General features: G+C 59.4%; 22 protein-coding genes. 15 read left to right on the top strand and 7 right to left on the bottom strand.

Features of this window, described 5'->3' with window-relative positions; all coding sequences use genetic code 11:
* Positions 1-4: 4 nt before the first annotated feature.
* Complete coding sequence (locus CVU60_14480) at positions 5-850, bottom strand: DNA polymerase III subunit delta' (GenBank protein PKN40724.1); 846 nt, start codon at positions 848-850, stop codon at positions 5-7.
* 31 nt (positions 851-881) lie between these two features.
* Entirely contained in the window at positions 882-2156 is a 1275-nt protein-coding gene (locus tag CVU60_14475) for an adenylosuccinate synthase (protein ID PKN40723.1), read from the bottom strand.
* 271 nt (positions 2157-2427) lie between these two features.
* On the opposite strand from CVU60_14475, the gene CVU60_14470 reads away from it, so the two are divergent.
* The 3 genes from CVU60_14470 (at position 2428) to plsY (ending at position 6481) form a co-directional block, all read left to right on the top strand.
* Entirely contained in the window at positions 2428-3702 is a 1275-nt protein-coding gene (locus CVU60_14470) for an IMP cyclohydrolase (GenBank protein ID PKN40722.1), read from the top strand.
* Positions 3703-3774: 72 nt separating this feature from the next.
* The gene (locus CVU60_14465) at positions 3775-5817 is read left to right on the top strand and encodes a ribonuclease II (protein ID PKN40721.1); all 2043 of its coding nucleotides are present in this window, start codon (positions 3775-3777) and stop codon (positions 5815-5817) included.
* Positions 5818-5896: 79 nt separating this feature from the next.
* Entirely contained in the window at positions 5897-6481 is a 585-nt protein-coding gene (plsY, locus tag CVU60_14460) for an acyl-phosphate glycerol 3-phosphate acyltransferase (GenBank protein ID PKN40720.1), read from the top strand.
* A 144-nt stretch (positions 6482-6625) separates the two neighbouring features.
* Here plsY and hflX read toward each other — a convergent pair whose 3' ends face one another.
* From hflX to CVU60_14445, 3 genes are all read right to left on the bottom strand, one after another.
* Positions 6626-8248, bottom strand: coding sequence for a GTPase HflX (hflX, locus tag CVU60_14455; GenBank protein PKN40719.1), 1623 nt, complete (start codon positions 8246-8248; stop codon positions 6626-6628).
* A 43-nt stretch (positions 8249-8291) separates the two neighbouring features.
* The gene (locus CVU60_14450) at positions 8292-8885 is read right to left on the bottom strand and encodes an IMP cyclohydrolase (GenBank protein ID PKN40718.1); all 594 of its coding nucleotides are present in this window, start codon (positions 8883-8885) and stop codon (positions 8292-8294) included.
* A gap of 132 nt (positions 8886-9017) precedes the next feature.
* Positions 9018-9575 carry a hypothetical protein gene (locus tag CVU60_14445; GenBank protein ID PKN40717.1) on the bottom strand — a complete coding sequence of 186 codons (558 nt, stop codon included), beginning with the start codon at positions 9573-9575 and terminating at the stop codon, positions 9018-9020.
* Between the two features lie 252 nt (positions 9576-9827).
* On the opposite strand from CVU60_14445, the gene flgB reads away from it, so the two are divergent.
* From flgB to fliI, 7 genes are read left to right on the top strand one after another with little or no spacing between them, the layout of a single operon-like run.
* Positions 9828-10238: a flagellar basal body rod protein FlgB gene (gene flgB, locus CVU60_14440; protein PKN40716.1), complete on the top strand. Its 411-nt coding sequence runs from the start codon at positions 9828-9830 to the stop codon at positions 10236-10238.
* Positions 10238-10675: a flagellar basal body rod protein FlgC gene (gene flgC / locus CVU60_14435; protein PKN40715.1), complete on the top strand. Its 438-nt coding sequence runs from the start codon at positions 10238-10240 to the stop codon at positions 10673-10675. Before flgB ends, flgC begins: the two co-directional genes overlap by 1 nt.
* 56 nt (positions 10676-10731) lie before the next feature.
* A complete protein-coding gene (locus CVU60_14430) occupies positions 10732-11055 on the top strand; it encodes a flagellar hook-basal body complex protein FliE (protein ID PKN40714.1) in 324 nt (107 codons plus the stop codon).
* Positions 11056-11079: 24 nt separating this feature from the next.
* Positions 11080-12687 carry a flagellar M-ring protein FliF gene (gene fliF, locus CVU60_14425; protein PKN40713.1) on the top strand — a complete coding sequence of 536 codons (1608 nt, stop codon included), beginning with the start codon at positions 11080-11082 and terminating at the stop codon, positions 12685-12687.
* Positions 12688-13698, top strand: a complete 1011-nt coding sequence (fliG, locus tag CVU60_14420) for a flagellar motor switch protein FliG (protein PKN40712.1) — start codon at positions 12688-12690, stop codon at positions 13696-13698.
* On the top strand, positions 13691-14389 hold the full coding sequence (locus tag CVU60_14415) for a hypothetical protein (protein PKN40711.1): 699 nt from the start codon (positions 13691-13693) through the stop codon (positions 14387-14389). Before fliG ends, CVU60_14415 begins: the two co-directional genes overlap by 8 nt.
* The gene (fliI, locus tag CVU60_14410) at positions 14386-15732 is read left to right on the top strand and encodes a flagellum-specific ATP synthase FliI (protein ID PKN40710.1); all 1347 of its coding nucleotides are present in this window, start codon (positions 14386-14388) and stop codon (positions 15730-15732) included. Before CVU60_14415 ends, fliI begins: the two co-directional genes overlap by 4 nt.
* Here fliI and CVU60_14405 read toward each other — a convergent pair.
* Entirely contained in the window at positions 15729-17513 is a 1785-nt protein-coding gene (locus CVU60_14405) for a type II/IV secretion system protein (protein PKN40709.1), read from the bottom strand. The two genes, fliI and CVU60_14405, sit on opposite strands and share 4 nt — an antisense overlap.
* Positions 17506-17985, bottom strand: a complete 480-nt coding sequence (gene rfaE2, locus CVU60_14400) for a D-glycero-beta-D-manno-heptose 1-phosphate adenylyltransferase (GenBank protein PKN40708.1) — start codon at positions 17983-17985, stop codon at positions 17506-17508. Before rfaE2 ends, CVU60_14405 begins: the two co-directional genes overlap by 8 nt.
* 70 nt (positions 17986-18055) lie before the next feature.
* On the opposite strand from rfaE2, the gene CVU60_14395 reads away from it, so the two are divergent.
* The 5 genes from CVU60_14395 (at position 18056) to CVU60_14375 (ending at position 22323) form a co-directional block, all read left to right on the top strand.
* Positions 18056-18772 (top strand): hypothetical protein, encoded by a 717-nt coding sequence (locus CVU60_14395; GenBank protein ID PKN40707.1) that lies wholly within the window; start codon positions 18056-18058, stop codon positions 18770-18772.
* Positions 18773-18862: 90 nt separating this feature from the next.
* Positions 18863-19387 carry a hypothetical protein gene (locus tag CVU60_14390; protein PKN40706.1) on the top strand — a complete coding sequence of 175 codons (525 nt, stop codon included), beginning with the start codon at positions 18863-18865 and terminating at the stop codon, positions 19385-19387.
* Positions 19384-20595: a bifunctional phosphopantothenoylcysteine decarboxylase/phosphopantothenate--cysteine ligase CoaBC gene (gene coaBC / locus CVU60_14385; protein PKN40705.1), complete on the top strand. Its 1212-nt coding sequence runs from the start codon at positions 19384-19386 to the stop codon at positions 20593-20595. Before CVU60_14390 ends, coaBC begins: the two co-directional genes overlap by 4 nt.
* 227 nt (positions 20596-20822) lie before the next feature.
* Positions 20823-21185 (top strand): hypothetical protein, encoded by a 363-nt coding sequence (locus CVU60_14380; GenBank protein ID PKN40704.1) that lies wholly within the window; start codon positions 20823-20825, stop codon positions 21183-21185.
* 130 nt (positions 21186-21315) lie between these two features.
* A complete protein-coding gene (locus CVU60_14375; protein ID PKN40703.1) occupies positions 21316-22323 on the top strand; it encodes a capsular biosynthesis protein CpsI in 1008 nt (335 codons plus the stop codon).
* Positions 22324-22348 lie beyond the last annotated feature (25 nt).

Genomic DNA, 22348 nt, shown 5'->3' with positions numbered 1-22348 from the left:
CTTCTTATTTGTGCAGGAGGTTCCACATGCGTATTGCGACCCACTCCAGCACTACGGCTGGGTTGGCCCCCACTTCCAGACTTTCAAGGGCGTTCTCGATGATGACACCCACCTGACGCACCGCGACCACATCAAGCCTCGCGGCCAGCAGGCGGGCCAGTTCGGTCAGGGGATTTCCATATCCGGCCTGGACCAGGCTGCGCTGGACTTCCCGCAGGATGGAGTCGGCCATCCGCGCGTCCACATTGCCCTTGCGGCCAGTCCATTCGAGCCATGCGCCCTTGCCGCTCTGGATGAACTCGCTCAATGCGCGCAGGCGTTCCCCCAGATCGGGTTCTTCGGGCACGCCCCTGGGCCAACCCAAGGTAAGCACGAAACTGCGGGACACCAGGGTCGGGAGCAGGATTTCACGGCTCGGAGCCAAAAGCACAAAGACGTTGCCCGGGCTTGGCTCTTCCAGGGACTTGAGCAACGCATTGGCCGCACCGTCGCCCAGCGCCTGCGCCTCGGCCAGGATGACCACGCGCGGCCCCCGGCCCGCAGGCGGATCGCCGAGCACGGCGCGCACTTCGCGCACGGTGTCCACGCTGATCGAACCTTCGGCTCCGTTCAGAAGAATGAGATCGCGGCAGGCGTCGTCGGCGATCTGCAGACAGATGCGACATTTTCCGCACGGAGGAACCGCCTCCCGGCACATCAACCGCGCGGCCCAGAAAAGACCGAAGGCCAGACGCCCGGAAGCGTCTCCGCCTTCCAGGAGCAGCGAATTGGGCGGAGCCTGGGCGAGGCGTTCCAGAAACCCCGCGATGCGGGGCTCAGAGGAGATGATATGATGCCAGGGTGTGGACATGATGAAAAAATGGGAGGCGGACCTCCCATTGTCAACGCAGAATGGTCTGGTCCCGGTCCGGGCCCACGGATACTATGGACACCGGAATGCCCAGGATTTCCTCGATGCGGGCGATGTAGTCGCGCGTGGCCAAAGGCAGTTCGGCATAGGTCCGGCAGCCGGTGATGTCTTCGGACCAGCCGGGCATGCTCTCATAGACCGGCTCGACATGGGCCATGCCGTTTTCTTCCTGCGGCGGATAGGCGACCTCCTCGCCCCGATAGCGGTATGCCACACAGAGCTTCAGCTCGTCGAGACCGCCCAGGACATCGAGCTTGGTCAGGGCGATTTCCGTGGGGCCGTTCAGACGCTGTGATTCGCGCAGCACGACCATGTCCAACCAACCGCAGCGGCGCTTGCGACCCGTGGTCGCACCGACCTCCGCGCCCTTCTGCTGCATGTAGGCTCCAGCGCCCTCGGGCTGCTCCGTCGGAAACGGACCTGCGCCCACGCGAGTGGTATAGGCCTTGACGATGGCCACGATGCGATCGAACATGCGCGGCGAACATCCGGACCCGGCCGAGGCGTTTCCGGCCACGGTGTTGGACGAGGTCACAAAGGGATAGGTGCCGTGATCGATGTCGAGATGGGTGCCCTGCGCTCCCTCGAAAAGCACGCCCTGCCCTGCGGCCTCCTGGATGGCCGAGGACACGTCGCCCAGATAGGCCGTCAGCCGTCTGGCCACAGGCAGCAACTCGTCAAAAATCTTCTGCGCAGACATGGGCTCCTGGCCATAAAGACCGGTCAGCAAGGCGTTTTTTTCCACCAGGGCTTTTTCGATCTTCTGCCTGAGCAGGGTCTCGTCCGCCAGGTCCGCCGCACGGATGCCGATGCGCGCGACCTTGTCTTCGTAACAGGGGCCGATGCCCCGGCCCGTGGTGCCGATCTTGTCCGATCCGCTCTTGAAATTTTCCCGCGCACTGTCGATGGTGCAATGATACGGCATGATGAGCTGGGTCTTCTTGCTGATCAAGAGCCGATCGGGGCTGACGTCGATGCCCGACGCGGCCAGCTTGTCCATTTCCAGGCAGAACACGAAGGGGTCCAGCACCACGCCGTTGCCGATCATGCATTTCTTGCCCTGGTGCAGGATGCCGGACGGAATGAGGTGCAAAATGGTCTGCTTGCCGTTGACCACCAGCGTGTGCCCGGCATTGTTTCCGCCCTGAAAGCGCACGATGGCGGCCACATCCGTGGTCAACAAATCGACTATCTTGCCCTTTCCTTCGTCGCCCCACTGGGCGCCCATGACTACGATATTCGCCATGAATCCGATCTCCTCGTCTTTGGTATATTCGCCGTCAGCGCAATGGCAAATGGCTCCCTTCTTTATGAGAAGGCTGGAGCGAAGTCAATTTACGCAATCGATTGGCTCTCAAAAAACACGAATCCGTAAATTCGCGCATGTCGCACGACTGTGACCGGGTCCCGCCCCGGCACGGGATTTGCCGTCCATTCGGGCCTGTGCTAGGGGCACATGGATTCGCACGGCCCGGTCCTCGGGCCGGACAACGCCAAATCCTCTTTTCGGAGACTATATGAGTGATCTCAAGAAGATGTATCATACACTGAACCGGGACTCCTTTCCTGCCGACCTGACCTTGACCGTGGGTGATCAGACCATCCGCTACGCCAAGAAAACCTGGAACATCGGCGGCGAACAGAAAGGATTGCGCTACGGCGAAAACCCGGACCAGCCCGCGGCCCTCTACGAAGTGGTCGATAGTTCCTTCAACATGGACGGAGTCGCCTTCCAGCAGGGACAACACAAGCTCGTTTCGAGCCTGACCGAGGAGAACCTGATCCAGTCCGGCAAGCATCCGGGCAAGATCAACCTGACCGACGTGGACAACGGCATCAACATGCTCCAGTACCTGACAGCCAAGCCCGCCGCCATCATCCTCAAGCACAACAACCCCTGCGGCGCGGCCTGGTCCGATGGCGGCCTGTTCACGGCACTTTCCCGCGCCTTCGCCTCCGACCGCATCGCGGCTTTCGGCGGCACCATCATCGTCAACCGCACCCTCGACAAGGACTGTGCCGAATTCATAAGCGCGAGCTACTTCGAGGTCATCGCCGCCCCGGATTTCACGGCCGAGGCCCTGACCGTCCTGACCGCGAAAAAGAACCTGCGCATCATCCGCATTCCGGCGCTGGCCGAACTGGAAAAAATCGTGGGAACCCCTTTTCTGGACATAAAGTCCCTGGTCGACGGGGGACTCATCATCCAGGCCTCCTTCAGAAACAGAATCCTGACCGAGGACGACTTCCTGCCCGCCGAAGCGATCAAGGACGGCACCACCTACCTTGCCCGCAAGCCCAGCCGCCGCGAAGCCGAAGACCTGCTCTTCGCCTGGGCCGTGGAAGCCGGAGTGACCTCGAACTCCATCATCTTCGCCCGCGACGGGGCCACCGTGTCCATCGGCACGGGTGAGCAGGACCGGGTGGGCTGCGTTGAACTGACCATCCAGAAGGCCTACACCAAGTATGCCGACAGGCTGGCCTTCGAACGTCACAACCTTTCCCTTTACGAACTCAAGCTCAAGGCCAAGACCGACGCCGAACTGGCCGCGTCCCTGGAAGAAATCCTGAAGAAGACCGATGCCGACCGGGGCGGCCTGCCCGGAACGGTCCTCGTCTCGGACGGATTTTTTCCCTTCCGTGACGGCGTTGATCTTGCCGTTGCCCAGGGTGTTACCGCCATCGCCCAGCCCGGCGGCTCCATCCGCGACTGGGAAATCATCCAGGCCGTGAACAGCGCCACCTCACAGGTGGCCATGGTCTTCACTGGCCAGCGCTCCTTCAAACACTAGAACACGGCCCCCTCCGGGCCGTTCATCCGAGCCGGCCCGGCCGGCTCACGCGCACAGCGCATAAGGCCTTTTATGTCCACCTCTCTCTCCCTGCAGCCAGGGTGCATCATGGAATTCCTGCAGGACAACCAGCCCGTGACTGCCTGGGTCCTGGACGTCCAGGGACCGCGCCTGCGGGTTTTCACATCCGGGCAGCGCGAACTCAAGCTCCCCCTTTCCCGCGTCCTGCCCTGGCTTGGCCCCCAATGCCCGGCAGACAGCAGCCGCCAGGAAATGCTCGATCTGCTGCGCACCCACAACGGCCGCCGGGAGCGCCTGGCTGAATCCGTCGACGCGCTGGAGATCTGGGACCTGGCCCAGGGCGAAGTGGACGAAGCGGGCATTGACTGGTTCGCAAGCCTGGTCTTCGAGGAGCCAAGTCCCGACCAGCTTGCGGCTTTGGGGCGCAAGCTCCTGCAGACCAAGACCCATTTCAAGTTCTCCCCGCCCCAGTTCGAGATATATCCGCTGGAGACCGTGGAACGCCGCCAGGAAGAGATGCGCAAGGCTCAGGAGCGTGAGCGCCTGGTCGGCTTCGGGCAGGTTTTTCTGCGCGGACTGTGGGACATCTTCTGCAAGCGCAAAAGCGCCCTGCCCCAGCCTGACGAAGAACAGATGGACCGCATCCGCGACCTGCTCATGACCCGCCTGTGCAACCCCGACGACCGGGATTCGGACGCCCTGTGGAAGACCATGAGCCAGGGCCTGCCGGAAGACCCGCACCTGCCCCTGTTTCTGGCCCAGGCCTGGGGCATCGTGCCGCCGCATTTCAATTTCCACCTCTGCCGCGCCCAATACCATTGGGAGGCGGACTGGGCCGAAGCCCACGCCGAGGCGGTCGCGGCCCTGCAGGAACGGGTAGTGGCCATGCGCACCGAGCCCATCGCGGACATCGTGACCATCGACTCCTCCAGCACCCAGGACATCGACGACGGTTTCGACCTGACTCGCGACCAGGACGGGTTCAAGCTTCGCCTGGCCCTGGCCTGCCCCTGTCTCGGCTGGGAGTTCGGCAGTCCTCTGGACAGGGCCGTACTGCACCGCTTCACCTCCCTCTATCTGCCCGAAGGCACCAGCCACATGCTCCCCGAGGCCCTGGGCAAGGATTTCTTCAGCCTCCGGGCCGGCCAGGATCGCCCGGCTCTGGTCATCTCCTTTGATCTGGATTCGGAAGGAGCCTTGCGCTCCCTTGACCCGCAAATCGCGTGGATCAGCATAAAGGCCAACCTGACCTACACAGGCGTTGAAAACGAGATCGCCACAGGCGCTCCCGGGATGCTGCATCACGCCCGCGATCTGGCCACCCTACTGCGACAGGGGCGCATCCGCGAGCACGCGGTGATCATGGACCAGCCTGACCCGCGCATGGTCCTGTGCAAGGATCCGATCAACCCGGAAGTCGAGGTCGTGCAGTCGGAATCCACGCCCGAATCGCAAAAAATCGTGTCCGAATTCATGATCCTGGCCAACAAGGCCATGGGCTCGTGGGCCCGAGAGACGGGCACTGCCCTTCTTTTCAGGACGCAGAACATCACGCTGTCCGCAGAAAGCGCCGGAGTCTGGACCGATCCCACGGACATCTACCGCATCATCAACAACATGGGCCCCTCCATCCTGGAATGCGAGCCCCGGCGTCACGCCACCATCGGAGCCAAGGCTTACGCCCCGGTAACTTCGCCGCTTAGGCGTTATTCGGACTTCATCAACATGGCCCAGATCATGGCCCGGCTGACCGGACAGGGACGGCTGCTGAGCCAGTCCGAGCTCGAGAGCCTGCTCCCGCTGCTGTCCAGCAGGGCCGAACTGGTCGGGCAGGTCCAGCGCATGCGCCCGAGATACTGGAAATACGAATATTTCAGGCAAAACCACAAAAAGATGCGCTGGTCAGGGATCATTGTCGATCCCGGCTCGCACCTGGTGACCATCTCGCTGCCCGATCTGCAGCTCTTCCTGAAGGCACCACGCAAGATCTTCGGTGACAAGATCCGGCTCGGTCAGGGCTTTTCCATCAGAATCGGTAAGGTCGACCCGCTGAACAACGAAATCAAAATCGTGGAGGCCTGGGAGGAGGAATGAACTTGTCCGGCAGGCCATTTTCACGTAGGGGATTTCGGCACATGCCAATCCAACTTTCCAAAGACCAAGGAGACTGCACATGGTGACAATATTCTGGCTCGCGATCAGCTATCTTCTGGGTGCCATGCCCTTCGGCCTCTTGATCTCCAGAACCTGCTGCGGCATCGACCCGCGCCAGCAGGGCAGCGGCAACATCGGTGCCACCAACGTCGGCCGTCTCTGCGGCACCAAGTACGGCGCCATGACCCTGACCCTGGACATGCTCAAAGGCTTCGTGCCCGTGGCCCTGGCCGCAAGCTTCTCGGATTCCTACTTTTTTCTGACGCTGGTCGCCACGGCCGCGGTTTGCGGACACATGTTCTCCGTATTTCTGCACGGCAAGGGCGGCAAGGGCGTGGCCACATGGGTAGGCGCCTTCGTAGCCATCTCCACCTCCGGGACGATACTCTGCGCCCTGGGCTTCCTGGCGGCCCTGTACTTCTACAACTTCGTGTCCCTGGCCTCCCTGGTCATGGTCGCCCTCATGCCGGTGGTCCTGCTCTTCCAGGGCCTTTACGGCGCCATTCCCCTGGCCCTGGTGCTCATGGCGCTGATTTTCTGGAAACACTCCGAAAATATCCAGCGCCTCATGGCCGGTGAAGAACATCCCTGGAAGATAAAATAGCCTTCGTCCTGAATTCAACGCGAAAAGCGCGGAAACCTCCTGGGTTTTCGCGCTTTTTCTGTATGCAGCGGGAATCTGCGGCCGGGGCGGCTCCGCACATGGATTCCCGCCTTTATCGAAGGAGGCTCCGCACTGGGCGCAGCGTCACAGCAGTGATTTGATGCGATCGACCAAAGGAGCCAGGGTCGGGCGTTCGAGGGCGGAGATGAAGACCGCGTCAGGATAGACGAAGCTCAAGGTCTGGCGAGTCTCTTCGCTTATGCGGTCTGTCTTGTTCAGGGCGAGGATGCGGGGAATTCCGTCGATGGACAGGTCGCGCAGGATGGACTCCACCGCTTCGATCTGGGCGTCCATCTCCGGGTGCGAGGCGTCGGCCACATGCACCAGCACGTCCGCGCTCTCGAGTTCCTCCAGGGTCGCCATGAAGGCCTCGCGCAGGTCGGCCGGCAGATGTCGGATGAACCCCACGGTGTCGGTCAGGATGATTTCCCGGTCCTCGGGAAAACGCAGCCGGCGGCTGGTGGGATCGAGCGTCGCGAAAAGCTTGTTCTCGGCCAGGACCACGCTCTTGGTCAGGGTGTTCAGGAGCGTGGATTTGCCCGCGTTGGTGTACCCGACCAGAGAGACGATGGGCAGCCCGGCCTTGTCGCGGCGGCTGCGCGTGGACTTGCGGTGCTTGCGCACGCTCCCGAGCTCGGTCTTGATCTGGGCGATGCGCTCGCGGATCTTGCGGCGATCCATCTCCAGGCGCGATTCGCCCGGACCGCGTCCACCGATACCCCCTGCCAGCCTGCTTAAGGCCCGATTCTGCCCCACCAGACGCGGCATCATGTATTTGAGCTGGGCCATCTCGACCTGCAGCTTTCCTTCGCGGGTTTGGGCGTGCTGGGCGAAAATATCGAGAATGAGCTGCGTGCGGTCCAGAACCTTGCGCTCGGTGATCTGGCTCAGGTTGCGCTGCTGCGTGGGGGTCAGTTCCTGATCGAAGACCAGAGTCGCGGCATTCTTCTGCAGGGCCAATACTTCAAGTTCCGAAAGTTTACCCCGGCCCAGGATGAGCTTGGGATTGACCTTGGTCACCCGCTGCACGACCTGCCCCACCACTTCCAGTCCGGCCGTGTCCGCCAGTTCTGCCAGCTCGGCCAGTGAGCGTTCCTGCGCACCTCTGGATTCGGAAGCCACGCTGACCAGAATGGCCGAGCCCTCGCGGGCCGTGGCAGCCACGCTCTGGCCCGTACGCGCGAGTTCGTCTTCCAGGGCCTTGACGTTCGCTCCGAAATCAAAGTCCACATCATCCCAGATCATGGCCGGGTGGACCTGATAGGGCAGCTCGTCGGTGTTCGGAGGCAGGATGTGCGCGATCTGGCAGGTCCTGGGGGCTCCGTCGGGAGACACCGTAAGCACGCAGACCGCGTCGAGACGCAAAAAGACCATGTCCATGAGGTCTTCCTGGGTCAGCAGGGACGAATCAAGATGGGTGTGCAGGAGGCGCAGGCCGGACAGTCTGGAATCGGCCTGGCGATGACGTGAGAGTTCGGGGATCAGGATGCCGTCCTGCTCTCCGACCAGCACCATGACCGGGACGCCCTTGCGGTTTACGAGCACGCCGATCTGGCGGCTTATGCCCCTGCTCAGGATGGCCAGCTCCCGGGCCTGGTCGGGAGTAAACCCGCCCTGGTCGGGAAAGCGCCTGTTGTAGAGACGAGAAATGGCCGTGATCTGGCTGGGCTTCAGGCCGGTCAGGTTACCCAGAGGTTTGGATGCTATGGTGTTCTCTCCGTTGCCGGCGTGGGCCGGCCGGGCCGCTCCGTCAGGAGCGGCTCAGGTACTCGGTGATCATGCGGTCGTATTCCGAAGTCAGGGCAAAAGTCGCTACGGCCATGCGCTTGCGGAAATCCAGGGAAAGGGAACCGCCGTTGCCCTTCATCTCCTGCATGCATTCGGCATAGTGTGACGGATCGGGGATCACGGCCACGGAATGAAAGTTCTTGGCCGAAGCGCGCAGCATGGTCGGCCCGCCGATGTCGATCTGCTCCACGGCCTGCTTGTCTTCCAGGGTCTGGCGCACGGCTTCGGCAAAATTGTAGAGATTGACGCAGATGAGATCGAAGGGAGACAGCCGCAGGTCCTTCAAGGTCTGCATGTGCGCGGCATCATCCTTGTCCGCCAGAATTCCGGCGTGCACGTGCGGGTGCAGGGTCTTGACCCGGCCGCCCAGGATCTCCGGAAAACCGGTCACATCGCTGACGGAACGGACTTTAAGGCCCGCCTGGACGAGTTTCTTGCGGGTGCCCCCGGTGGAAACAAGCTCCACCCCATGGCCCTGCAGAAAGCGGGCAAAGTCCTCAAGGCCTGATTTATCTGTTACGCTCAGGATGGCCCGGCGAATCGGCAACATATTCATGGTATCCCCCATCTCGAAAAGAATGTTCGCCGTGCACTGCCACCTTTGACCGCAATATGCAATAACGCAGACAGGCCGGACCCCGGATTACCGGGAGCCGACCTGCCTTGAGGGAGGAGGAACGCAGCCGTTCTAGAGCTGGGCCAGAAGCTCGGACGCCGAGGCGTTGGCGGGGTCCATCTCCAAAAGCCTGCGCAGGTGCGCCCTGGCCTCGTCCTTGCGGCCGCTGGTCACGAGACACCCGCTCAAGGCATAGCGGACTTCGCTCTTGCCAGGATTCAATTCCAGATGCTGCTCCAGGGGAGCGATGGCCTCGGCCGTGCGGCCAAGCACATGCGCGACCTGAACCAGCCCGAAAAGAGCGACAATGTTTTCGGGATTGAGCGCAAGAGCCTTCAGATACAGCCCGAACGCCTTGTCTTCCTGGCCCTGCTGGGCGCTGATGAGCGCTATGCCTGCGATGGACTTGTCCGAAGAGGCGATGTCCTCGGCTTTCTGGTACATGGCCATGGCCTGGTCCAGATCCCCGCGCTGCACCGCAATGGTCGCCAGACCCAAATATGGATCAGGGTGGACGCCGTTGCTGCTTGCGGCTTTCTGGTAATAGCTCTCGGCCTTGTCCAGCTCACCCATGAAAAGATAACACTCGCCCAGTTCCTTGTTGATTTCATAATCCAGATGCGAACTCATGGTTCCTCCTCCTTGTCGGCAAATCTAGTATGCATTGATTCTCTGTCAGCGACAAAGCAACTTTGATGCCACTTGCCAAGCCATCCCGCAAAATGTGTGCCCAAACTTGTCTTTATCCTGACAACATCATGATTTTAAAGATCATCCTGTCTTCCTCACAATCTGGAATGGTCATTGCAAACCAGACCTCGTCAGCATCCCGGCTCTGCCTCACACAGAACAACAAATGCCGGTACGACAAGGGGTTATCGAATGAAAAGCTTGTTTCCCGATCACATTGATCTGACGGCCAAGGTCATGGATTTTCAGCTTCAGCGTCAAAACATCGTCAGCGCCAACCTGGCGAACATCAACACGCCCGGCTACAAGGCCCGCACCCTGGAGTTTGAAAAAGACCTGCAGGCCGCCCTCGGCCTCTCCGAAGCCGGTGCCGTGTCCCGCACACATCCGGACCACTTTCCGGTCGCCTTTGCCGCTGACAAGACCGAGGCCAGCGTAACCAAATCGTTGACGCCGCGAGTGGTGCAGGGCGTGGACAACGTGGACCTGGACAAGGAAATGGCCGTCATGGCCAAGAACAACCTCCTTTACAACACGCTTGCGACGGTGATGCAGAAAAGCCTCTCCGGCCTGAAGCAGACTATCGCTGACGGAGGCAAATAATGGACTTCATGACCGCCATCGATGTCGGAGCGTCCGCGCTCAAGGCCGAACGCACCCATTTGAATGTCATCTCCATGAACCTGGCCAACGCCAAGACGACCAGGACCGTGGACGGAGGCCCCTACCGCCGCAAGGAAGTCATCTTCAAGGAAACCGAAGTGCAGAGCCCCTTCTCCAAGGCCATGAACTCGGCCCTGGATCAGGACGTCAAAGGGGTCCGGGTCGATTCCGTCCAGAACGACAGGCGACCGCTCAAGCAGGTCTACGAGCCGGGGCACCCGGATGCCAACGAAGAAGGCTATGTCAGCTATCCTGACATCAACGTGGTGGAAGAGATGACCAACATGCTCTCGGCCATGCGCGCGTACGAGGCCAACGTCTCGACCATCACCACGTCCAAGAGCATGTTTTCCAAGGCCCTCGAAATCGGGCGATAGGCCGGAAGCATAGTCCCGGCCTGATAAAGTAGCAGACACAGACAAGGAGGCATTCCATGGCGGTATCACCTTTGGCCATCAAGGCCTATTCGGCGGCAAGCGAGCTTTTGAGCAATCCCAAAAGCCTTGATGCCAAGAACAAGTCCACCAGGGAAGCGACCCAGTCCTTTGCCGAGACCATTGAAGAGTCACTGGCCAAGGTCAACGAAATGCAGGGGGAAAAATCGCTCATGATCCAGGATTTTGCCTCGGGCAAAAACCAGAACGTGCATGAGCTCATGATCACCCTGCAAAAGGCCGGACTGGCCATGGACATGACCTCTGCGGTTCGCAACAAGGTCATGCAGGCATACCAGGAAATAATGCGCATCCAGTTCTGATTCTAATACACGCGAGGATTCACCATGCCCCCCTTTCTGCAAAGCACCCTGGCCAAGGCCACGGACTTCTGGACCGATAAATCCCTGGCCCAGCGTATCCTCCTAGGAGGATTGCTGGTCTCGCTTCTGATCGCGTTCTTCGCCATGATCTTCTGGATGAACAAGGTCGATTACAGGGTCCTATACGCAAATCTGTACCAGGAAGACGCGTCCAGCGTGGTGAATTACCTGCAAAAGGAAAAAATCCCCTACCGGATCACCGATTCCGGGACCTCCATCATGGTACCGGGCGACATGGTCTACGAAGCGCGGCTCAAACTGGCCGGTGAAGGCGCCCTGCACGGTCAGGGCATCGGCTTCGAACTCTTTGACGAGAACAAGATCGGGCAAACCAACTTCGTGCAGGGCATAAACTACCAGCGCGCCCTGCAGGGCGAGCTGTCCCGCACCATCTCCGAGCTGGCCGAGGTGGAGAGCGCCCGCGTACATCTGGTGCTGCCCAACAAGAGTCTCTTCGTCGAAGAGCAGGCCCCGCCCTCCGCCGCCATCATGCTCAAGCTCAAAGGTGGTCGAAGCCTTGGCGCACAGCAGGTGCAGGCCATTGTCAACCTCGTGTCCACCAGCGTCGAAGGGATGACCACCGAGCATATCACTCTCGCCGACAGCAGGGGCAAGATCCTCTACGAGCCCAAGACGGACAACGACTTCGCGGGCTTGAGCTCGACCCAGCTTGAATACCAGTCGAGCATGCAGCGCAGCCTTGAACAGCGCATCGAACAGCTCCTGGTGCCCATTGTCGGCCCCGGACGGGTCATCGCCCGGGTCAACGCCGACCTTGACTTCGATCGCACGACCATCCGCAAGGAGATTTTCGATCCCAAATCCGCCGTGGTCAGAAGCGAGGTCAAGAACGAGGAGGAAAGCACGGGGTCGGCCAATGTCGACGGCGGCACACCTGATCCCAATTATCAGGGCGAAAACGACCGCACCGCCTCCGGCACCTCGCAGGAAAGCACCCGTACATCCTCCACCACGAATTTCGACATCAACAAGGAAGAACAGCAGATCATCTCCCAGGTCGGCAGCATCAAGCGTTTAAGCGTTGCCGTTCTCGTCGACGGCAAGTACACTCAGCAGCAGGACGGGACATACGCCTTCGAGCCCTTAAGTGCCGAACAGATGGAACAGATTCGCCAGCTCAGCCAGCGCGCCGTCGGATTTGACGACACTCGCGGGGACGCCATCGAGGTCTCCTCGATCTCCTTTGGCGAGCCCGTCGGTGCGGAACAGGCACCACTTCTGGACGTCGCCTCGCGCTACTTCCAGCTCCTGGGCAAGCCGCTCCTGAACACGCTCGTAATTCTCCTGTTCCTGCTCTTCGTGGCGCGCCCTGTGGTCCTGGCCCTGATCCGTCCGAAGGTCGACAAGCCCACGGTGCAGACTGCCGACGAGCTTGGCGCGGCCCAGGAGCTCATGGCCCTGACCGAAGGATTGAACGAAGAGGACATGGCGGCCGTGGACGCCGTCAAACGCATCGAAAACGCCAAGCACCTCGCACAGCAGCTTGTCGAGCAGAACATGGATCAGGCCGTCATGATCATGCGTCAATGGATGACTCAGGGAGAAGCATAAGTGGCAGCACCTACTGGAAAACTGACCGGCCCGCAGAAGACGGCCATTCTCATCCTGGCCCTTGGCGACGCTTTTGCCTCCGAGGTCTTCAAGAAATTCGAGCGCAGCGAAATCACGTCCGTGTCACGAGCCATGGCCAAGCTCGATTCCGTGAGCAAGGAACAGGCGGAGGAAGTGCTGAAGGAGTTCAACCAGGCCATGACCATCGGCAAGGAGATGCTCTACGGCGGGCCCGAGCAGGTGCGCAAGATGATCTCCTCGAATCTCGATTCCGACACGGCACGCTATATCCTGGACGAGCTTGATTTTGATTCCGGCCCCGTGCCCTTCAAGGAACTCGGCAACGTCAGCCCCAAGATCCTGGCCCAGATCCTGCGCAACGAACACCCCCAGACCCTGGCGCTGATTCTCGGCCATCTACCGCCGGACAGCGCGGGCAATCTTTTGCAGAACATGGCCCCCGGTGTCCGGGCCGAGGTGCTTATCCGCCTGGCCAAGCTCGAAGCCGTCGCCGAGGAAATGCTCGTCGAGGTCGACCGCGTCCTGCAAAGCCAACTCATCGCCATCGGCGGCAAGGAAGGCCGCAAGGTCGGCGGCGTCAATTCCGTGGCGGAAATCCTCAACGCCATCGACCGGGCCACGGAAGAGGAGATCATGGCCGACATCGAGGAAGAGAGCGCGCAGCTGGCCGAAGAGATCAAGCAGCTCATGTTCGTCTTCGAGGACATCATCAAGATCGACGACCGCGGCATCCGCGAGGTTTTGAAGGAAATCAGCAACGAGGACCTGACCATGTCGCTGAAGACCGCGCCGGAAGAACTGCGCGAAAAGTTCTTCAAGAACCTGTCCGAACGCGCAGGAAACATGATTCGCGAGGATCTGGAGATCATGGGTCCGGTCAAGCTTTCCGAGGTCGAGGCCGCGCAGCAGAACATCGTCAAGCAGGTAAGACGCCTGGAGGCCGAAGGCCGTATCGTCATCGCCGGCAGCGGAGGCGAAGTCCTTGTCTGATCATGCGCCAAACCCGTGCAGGGTCATCTATGGATTGCACAGCCGCGACGGCGTCGGGCTCAACCGCCCGCCCACCCTGATCTGGAACACGGAGACCGAGGACCACTATATGGAACAGGTACGCCAGCGCGCCCAGCAGATGGCCAAGGAAATTCTGGCCCAGGCTCTGGCCGAAGCCGAACAGATTCGCGCCCGCGCCCAGACAGAAGGCTTTGCCGCCGGACAAAAAAAGGCCAACACGCTGGCGCAGGCGGAAACCGCGAAGGTCTGCTCCTTCATGGATACGATCCAGGCGGCAGTGATCGCCGAGAAGGAGCGCATCTATCTTGAGCACAAGCAAAGCCTTTTCCAGATCCTGCGCCTGGCCTTTGAAAAGACCCTTGGGGTCATGCTCGACGAGCAACGCGAACAGGTTTTGAACGCCCTCTTCGAGGAGGCCGTCGCGCAGCTCCAGGCTAGGACCTGCATAACCGTTCATGTCTGCGGGGATGACCTTGAACTGGCCAAATCCCTGGCCGAACAGACCCGGGAAAAACGCTCCGACCTTCCGGAACTGCGCATCTGCGCCAGCCCCGAACTTGCACCGGGCGGAGTTCGTATAGAGAGCGGCGACGGTCTGGTGGACAATTCCATCACTGCCCGCTTTGAACAGGTCCGCGCCATTCTCGACGGATATGTGGAAAATTCATGACCGCCGACCTTGACGGCACCCTGCATCTCCTGGCCGGACTGCAACCGGCGCAAGCCTATGGCAAGGTGACCAAGGTCGTGGGACTGGTGGCCGAGGGACGCGGCATAAAGGCCCCACTTGGCTCTGTCTGCCAGCTTCTGCCGGGCGATACCGGCAAACAGTCCATCAACGCCGAGGTGGTTGGCTTCCGCGACGACGTGATGCTGCTCATGCCCTACGGCGAGATGCGCGGCATCCGTCCGGGGAGCCTCATCCGCAACACCAGCACTCCACCGGTCTTCCCGGTTGGCCATCGCTATCTCGGACACGCGGTGGATGCTTTCGGGCAGTCCCTTGATCCGGAAAAAACCATTTTCCCTGCCCGTTACAACCCGCTGCACGCAGATCCTCCCAACCCCCTGACCAGACCGCGTATCACCGAACCGCTCGATGTCGGCGTCCGGGCCATAAATGGCCTTCTGACACTGGGCAAGGGGCAGCGCATCGGAATCATGGCCGGCTCGGGCGTTGGCAAAAGCACCCTCATGGGCATGTTTGCCCGCTACACATCGGCCGATGTCAATGTCATCGGACTGATCGGCGAACGCGGCCGCGAAGTCGTGGATTTCATAGAAAAGGATCTGGGACCGGAGGGACTGGCCAAGTCCGTGCTCATCGTGGCCACCTCGGATCAGGGTCCGTTGGTGCGCATGCGTGCGGCCTATGCAGCCACGGCCATGGCGGAATTTTTTCGAGACGAGGGCAAGGACGTGCTGCTGATGATGGACTCGGTGACCCGCTTCGCCATGGCCGCCCGCGAAGTCGGCCTCGCGGCCGGTGAACCGCCCACCACGCGGGGATACACCCCGACGGTCTTCTCGCATCTGCCGCGCCTGCTCGAACGCGCCGGACGTTCGAGCAAAGGCAGCATCACAGGCATTTACACGGTGCTGGTGGAAGGCGACGACTTCAACGAACCCGTTGCCGACGCGGTTCGCTCCATCCTCGACGGGCACATCGTGCTCACGCGGGACCTGGCCGATCAGGGCCACTACCCTTCCATCGACGTGCTCAAAAGCGTCAGCCGCCTGGCACCCGACGTCACCCCCTCGCCCGTCATCACCGCCGGTCGGGACCTGATACGCCTGATGGCCACCTTTCAGCGGGTCGAAGACATGGTCAACATCGGCGCCTACGCCGCCGGTTCAAATCCGGAAATCGACAAGGCCATCAGCATGGTCCATCCCATCCGCTCTTTTCTGCAGCAAAGCGTCGATGAGCGCTCAACGCTTGACCAGGCATTCGAGGATATCAAAAAACTCACCGGCAAAAATCTTCCAAAGTCCGTCAAACCCCGCACTTAATCGACGGATCCCCCGGCCACGCGCAATACTTCCTCCACCGTTGTAACCCCCTGCACGACTCTCGCCATGCCGTCGTCAAAAAGGGAACGAACACCTTTCTTTCGGACCATCTCGCGCAGATCGCCCAGATCGATGTTCTTGCGAATGGCGTCCTTGACCTCGGTGTCGTAGGGCAGAATCTCAAAAATGCCCGTGCGGCCGTAATAGCCCGTCTGGCGGCAGTGATCGCACCCGCGCCCCTTCCACAGGACCTGACCCGGACGGATGTAGCTCTCCAGCCCCAAGGCCTTTATTTCCTCGTAATCAGGCGTGTACTGCACCTTGCAGTGCAGGCAGATGTTTCGCACCAGGCGCTGTGCGATGCAGCCGATGACGGCTGCGTTGATGAGATAGGCGTCAAGGCCAAGATCCAGCAGGCGGGTCAGGGCGGCGCTGGCGTCGTTGGTGTGCAGGGTCGAAAAAACAATATGCCCGGTCAGGGCCGACTGCATGGCCTGCTCGGCGGTCTCGAGGTCGCGCATCTCGCCGATCATGATGATGTCCGGGTCCTGGCGCAGGATGTGGCGCAGCATCTGCCCGAAAGTCACACCGATTTTCGTTTGCACGCCGATCTGGTTGAAATCGTCGACCACCATCTCGATGGGATCTTCGAGCGTGACCACGTTGACCTGTGGATTGGCCAGCACTTTCAGGGTCGAATACAGAGTGGTCGACTTGCCGCTTCCCGTTGGCCCGGTGACCAGGATGAGCCCGTAGGTCTTGTTCAGGAACTTGCTGTAGGTCGCATAATGGTCGGGGCCCATGCCCAGCTCTTCGAGATTCTTGAGCGTGCTGTCGCTGGACAGGAGTCGCAGCACCATCTTCTCGCCAAAGGCCACCGGAATGGTCGAGACGCGCACATCCGTCGGCACACCGGCCAAAACCAGCTGCACGCGCCCATCCTGGGGCCTGCGCTTTTCGGAGATGTCAAGCCTGCTCATCCCCTTCAAACGGTTTATCATGGCCAGGTGCACGGTCATGGGCAGCCGGTGCAGATCGTGAAGGATGCCGTCGATGCGAAACCGGATCAGCGCAAAATCCCTCTTGGGCTCGATGTGAATGTCACTGGCGCGCTCGCGCAGAGCCGAACGCAGCAGATAGTCCACGGCCTTTATGACGTGGCGCTGGGATTCGGGATCGGATTTTTCCGAGACCTTGACCCGCGCTTCGAGATTGCCGATCTCGCTTGAGTCCATGAACTCGATCTGCGCAGCCTGGATGGCCGTGCGGAACTGGTAATAGTCGTCGATGAGACGGTTGATGTCCTGCCGGGTGCTCAGGAAAACCTTGTAGGGCAAGTCGCTGACGCGCTCCATGTCCTGCCACAGCTCCGGGCGGAAAGGATTGAAGACCGCAAGCTCGAGCTCGCCGTCGCGGATCATGATCGGCACCAGGGTGTTCACGCGGGCGAAGCTCTCGGAGATGGTCTTGGTGGTCACCTCAAGGTCCAGATCAAAGGGGTCCACCCGGCGGAACTCAAGGCCCTCCCTGCGCGCGACGGCTTTCAGGATGACATCCTCCGTGATGCGCGATTCCGGGTGCCCGGGCTCCTTCGGCGGCTTGCGGATATTGAAGCGGATCAGGTCGTCGATACCGTCCGGCCCCTCCGTGTCGATACCGTTCTTGACGGCGTGGTCCATGATGATCCTGGCCTGCGCCTCGCTAATCTCCCCAGCTTCGGTCAAAATTTCCAGCAGGTACGTAAGGGAATAGACCACCCGCTTTGTGTTTAGGCTATCCATTGCCGCCGCTCCGATGCAGGGCCACGATGCGTTCCACTGTCCCCGTTGTAGAATATCCGGCCAGAAGCGGGATGGAACAGACAGTCCCTCCCGCCGCCTCCACGATCTCCCGTCCGACTATCCGGTCCACGCTCCAGTCCCCGCCCTTGACCAGCACGTCCGGCCGGATCTTGCCGATCAATTCGAGAGGCGTGTCCTCCTCGAAAATGACGACATAATCCACGCAGGCCAGGGCCGCCAGCACCCGCGCCCTGCTGTTCTGGTCGTTGATCGGCCGAAGCTCACCTTTGAGACGCCTGACCGAAGCGTCGCTGTTGAGACCGACGACCAGGCACGAGCCCATGTTCCTGGCCCTTTCCAGGTAGTCCACATGGCCTGGATGGATGATGTCGAAGCACCCGTTGGTGAAAACGACCTTGCCGCGGGGTCGTGCAATTTCTTCAGGAGAAGTGATTTTTTGTTCGCTGTTCATCGATTCTTGTGGGTTTGACGGATTCCGAGGGGTACCGTACATGACGCAAAAAAAGAGTACGGGATGTGCAATGTCCAAAAGCTGGCTGAAATCCAAACATGATTCCTTTGTACGAGACGTTCTGCGCGATTTCTGCCAGATTGCCAGTGCTTTGGAAAACCATTTTTCCGAGTATGACGCAACCGGATCCGTGAGCTTCCATTTTTTTGACGACATGCTCGGCCGTCAAAACAGCAAGGGCCTGCTCTGGAGGCTAAAAGACACTTCGCATCTGCTTTTCCGTAATGAAGAAAGGACCTCGTACGCGGTTTTCGGCGAATACCTGGACTGGGCGCTGGGCTACATATTCCACGAGTGCATAAAACTCAAAGAAGACGCCTACCAGCAGATGAACTACAAACCCCGGTTCAAGCAACTGCAGCAGGGCGTGGGCCTGACCCCTGAAGAACAGCATATCGGATCGGAACTTTACGCGGTCATCAGGCAGACATCGGAAAGCATCGAGCGCGAGGTTCGCCGAATACGGTTCATCATCTTCCATTGCAAACGACTTTTCATACTATATCTTCCTCTCCATCATGAAAACCCTCTGCTGGCCCGCTTCCTTTACGCGCAAAGCGAACTGGTCCACGGCGTGTTCAAGGGTTATGCAGAGGAACTGGTCCACGCCATCTACACAGAAGGAACGCACCGCATGTACGCACTGGCCGCTCAATCCCTGGAGGACGGGGGCTGGCTTGACGAAGCGGCCAAGGCCAGACAGCTTGAAGTGAAGGTAGGCTCTTAAAAAAAACTTGATCTCACTGCCGATGTTGCTAGATTTTCAACCCAAGAACTTGCGACCTCCAATTTTAACGTTCCTCAAAGGATTACACACATGCGTCATCTTAAACTTATTCTTGTAGCGCTGCTGCTTTCTTCATGGGGTTGCGCCACCTTTAACGGCACCACCGAAGATCCTGGTCCTGCGCCGACACAAAACAGTTTTTTTTATGACTTCAGCGACATTCGCATTCCGGAAGAGATGGAGATTCAGCCGAGCAAATCCAGCATCACCCCTACAGAAACCGGCAAATTCGGAACCATCGTATTTCGTGGCAGAGCGGAACCCATTTCCCTTTTTGACTACTTCTTCAACACCATGCCCAAAGACGGATGGACACTGGTCACGTACCAGAAATATCAGCGCTATAACCTTGTTTTTACAAAAGAAAATCGGGTTTGCATGCTGACGATCGAAGAAAGTCCCGTCTGGTACACATGGCTTGAAGTCAAGGTGACCCCCAAAGTCCCTACCTCCAGCATTCCAGCTTACTCCACCGGCACGCAGCCTGTTGACTCGTACCCAAGCTACCCATCCTCCGGGTCTTCCCCGGAGCCTGAAAGGACCCTTTCAGAGTGATTCCCGCACACTACCTGTTCGACACGTTTCACGGGAAACGTATCCACCTGGGAGTCACCGGCTCCATTGCAGCATACAAAGCCCTGGATCTGACCAGGGCTTTTTTGCATTTGCATCTCCAGGTCGGAGTGACCCTGACCGACTCCGCTCGCAAGTTCGTGACCGGTCTCTCCTTCGGAGCGCTCGGAGCAGACCCTCTTTACACCGACATGTTTGCCGATGATGTAAATTTTGATCATCTCGAACCATCGGTGGCCGACGCTTTTCTTGTTGCTCCAGCCACGGCGAACATGATTGCCAAGATGTCCTGCGGCATCGCCGACGACCTTCTCAGTTGCCAACTTCTGGCCTACCCCGGCCCGGTGCTGGTAGCCCCGGCCATGAACCCGCGCATGTGGAGCGCTCCGGCAACCCGCCACAACTGGTCCGTACTGGGCGAACGCGGCGTTACGCGCATCGAACCCGAGTGCGGCAACGTTGCCTGCGGCGACACGGGCCAGGGCAGGCTTGCCTCGCTGGAGGAAATTTTCATTCAAACCCTGGCTGCACTTTCGCCTCAGGACCTGCGCGGCAGGAAAATCATGATCACGCTCGGACCGACCCGGGAATATTTTGACAAGGCCCGCTTCTGGTCCAATCCTTCTAGCGGGATCATGGGAGCCAGCCTTGCCGTCGCGGCGGCCCTGCGCGGCGCCGAAGTCACCGCCATCAGCGGACCGGTGGACATAGCCCTGCCATCCATGATCAAGCGAGTGCCCGTGGTCACGGCCCGCGAAATGTTTTCGGCCGCCCAGGATATCTTTCCATCACAGGACATCGGATGCTTTACGGCTGCGGTGGCTGACTTTCGCCCCCCAACCTGCCCCACAGGGAAGTTCAAAAAGAGCGGAGAAGCCCTGAGCCTGACTTTTGAATCCAACCCTGACATCCTTGCGACCCTGAGTACATCCAAGAAGCCTGGACAACAAACCATTGGTTTTGCAGCTGAAGCACAAGACCTCGAGCAGAACGCTGCGCTCAAGCTCTCCAAAAAAAATCTTGATCTGCTTGTCGCCAATCCCATAGACGAAGCCGGTGCCGGCTTTGCATCATCCACCAACAGGGTTCTGGTCATGGACCGGCACGGCAGGCAGGAAGCGTGGCCGCAGCTGCCCAAAACAGAAATCGCGTGGAGGATCTGGGATTGGATCTCAATGAACACACCCTGACTGAAGCCCAGCGCACCCTGAAACGTCTTGGTGTTACCCATCTTCTGCGCCAGCAGGGCAAGGACCAAGAGGATTCTTCACCTTTGTCGACTCCATTGCGCGCCGAGCCAAAGCCAGAAATTTCAAGTCAAGCTCAGCCTGACCAAAACCCCTCAGCGGACGCAAGTCAGCCACTCCCGTTGTTGCTGAGGTCATTGTTTCACGGGAAACAATCTCCTGTACGCACAATGTGGACCTACGCCGGACTCCATGAAGACATGCAATGCGCTACAAATCCGCCCCGCCTGGTCGTCTTCAAAAAAATCCAGGAGTCCGTTTGTCAGCACCTCAAATGGCAAGCCAACGACATCTGTTCCTGGCCCCTCGATCTGGATTCCGAAACATTTCGCAGAGGGCTTGAACATTTCAAGCCGCAGATGATCCTCCTATTCCAGGACCGGGAAACAGCGAGTGACAAGACTAATGCGCAAGCCAAGCGCCTTCAGGCACAGGCAAACTGCCGCATCGTGAAACTGCCAAGCCTGGAGGAAATGGCGCAAGGCAACCAGCAAGTCAAAAACGAGGCCTGGAAAATCCTGCAAACGATCTGATACAAGACCACACCGCCGCCTTCAGCAACCCGAATCACAAAAAAGCAGTCACAGAACTCAAATTCCGTATTGCCCACCAAACAGCCTTAGGTTAGGTCAATTTCATATTTTGTTTCACATGGAGCATTGCATGAAAATTCTTATCACGGGCGCGGCGGGATTTATCGGTTTTCACCTCGCCAAACGCTTTCTTGCTACCGGAACTTCCGTATTTGGCCTCGATAATCTCAATGACTACTACTCGGTCGACTTGAAAAAAGACCGCCTGAAGCTGTTGCAACAGGACTCGAATTTTCATTTCGAACCCATAGATCTCGCTGATGGCGTGGCCCTGGACGCGTATTTCAAGGCCAATGAATTCACGCATGTTGTCAACCTGGCGGCCCAGGCAGGGGTTAGATACTCACTTCTGAACCCAAAATCCTACATTGATTCCAACATAGTAGGATTCGCCAACCTGCTGGAGTGCTGCCGCCACAATGGAACCAGGCACCTGGTTTACGCGTCATCCAGCTCTGTCTACGGTCTGAACACATCCATGCCCTTTTCCGTGCACGACAATGTGGACCATCCAGTGAGTCTGTATGCGGCAAGCAAGAAATCAAACGAGCTCATGGCCCATACCTACTCGTATCTGTACAAACTGCCGACAACGGGCCTGCGCTTCTTCACGGTCTACGGTCCCTGGGGACGTCCCGACATGGCCCTCTACCTCTTTACCAAGGCCATTTGCGAGAACAAGCCCATCAATGTTTTCAATCATGGCAAAATGCGCCGGGATTTCACCTACATCGACGATATCGTCGAAGGGGTATTCCGGATCGTGAGCCATGTGCCCCAAGGCAATCCGGCCTGGGACGGGAAGAATCCCGATCCGAGCACATCCCCTGCTCCATACAAGCTTTACAACATCGGCAATAACAACACCGTCGAGCTTGAGCAGTTTATCACCGTGCTCGAGAATGCCCTGGGCCGAAAAGCCGTGCGCAACTACATGGATATCCAGCCCGGAGACGTGCCAGCGACCTACGCCAACATCGACGACCTGATCAAGGAAGTGGGGTTCAAGCCATCAACGAGCATCGAGGAAGGAATAGAGAAGTTCATCGCCTGGTACAAAGATTACTACCGTCCGTAGTTCCCCGTGAAACGACAGGATCAGG

This window comes from Deltaproteobacteria bacterium HGW-Deltaproteobacteria-18, assembly GCA_002841885.1.
Lineage (GTDB): Bacteria > Desulfobacterota > Desulfovibrionia > Desulfovibrionales > Desulfomicrobiaceae > Desulfomicrobium.
This window is presented reverse-complemented; position numbering and strand designations above follow the sequence as displayed.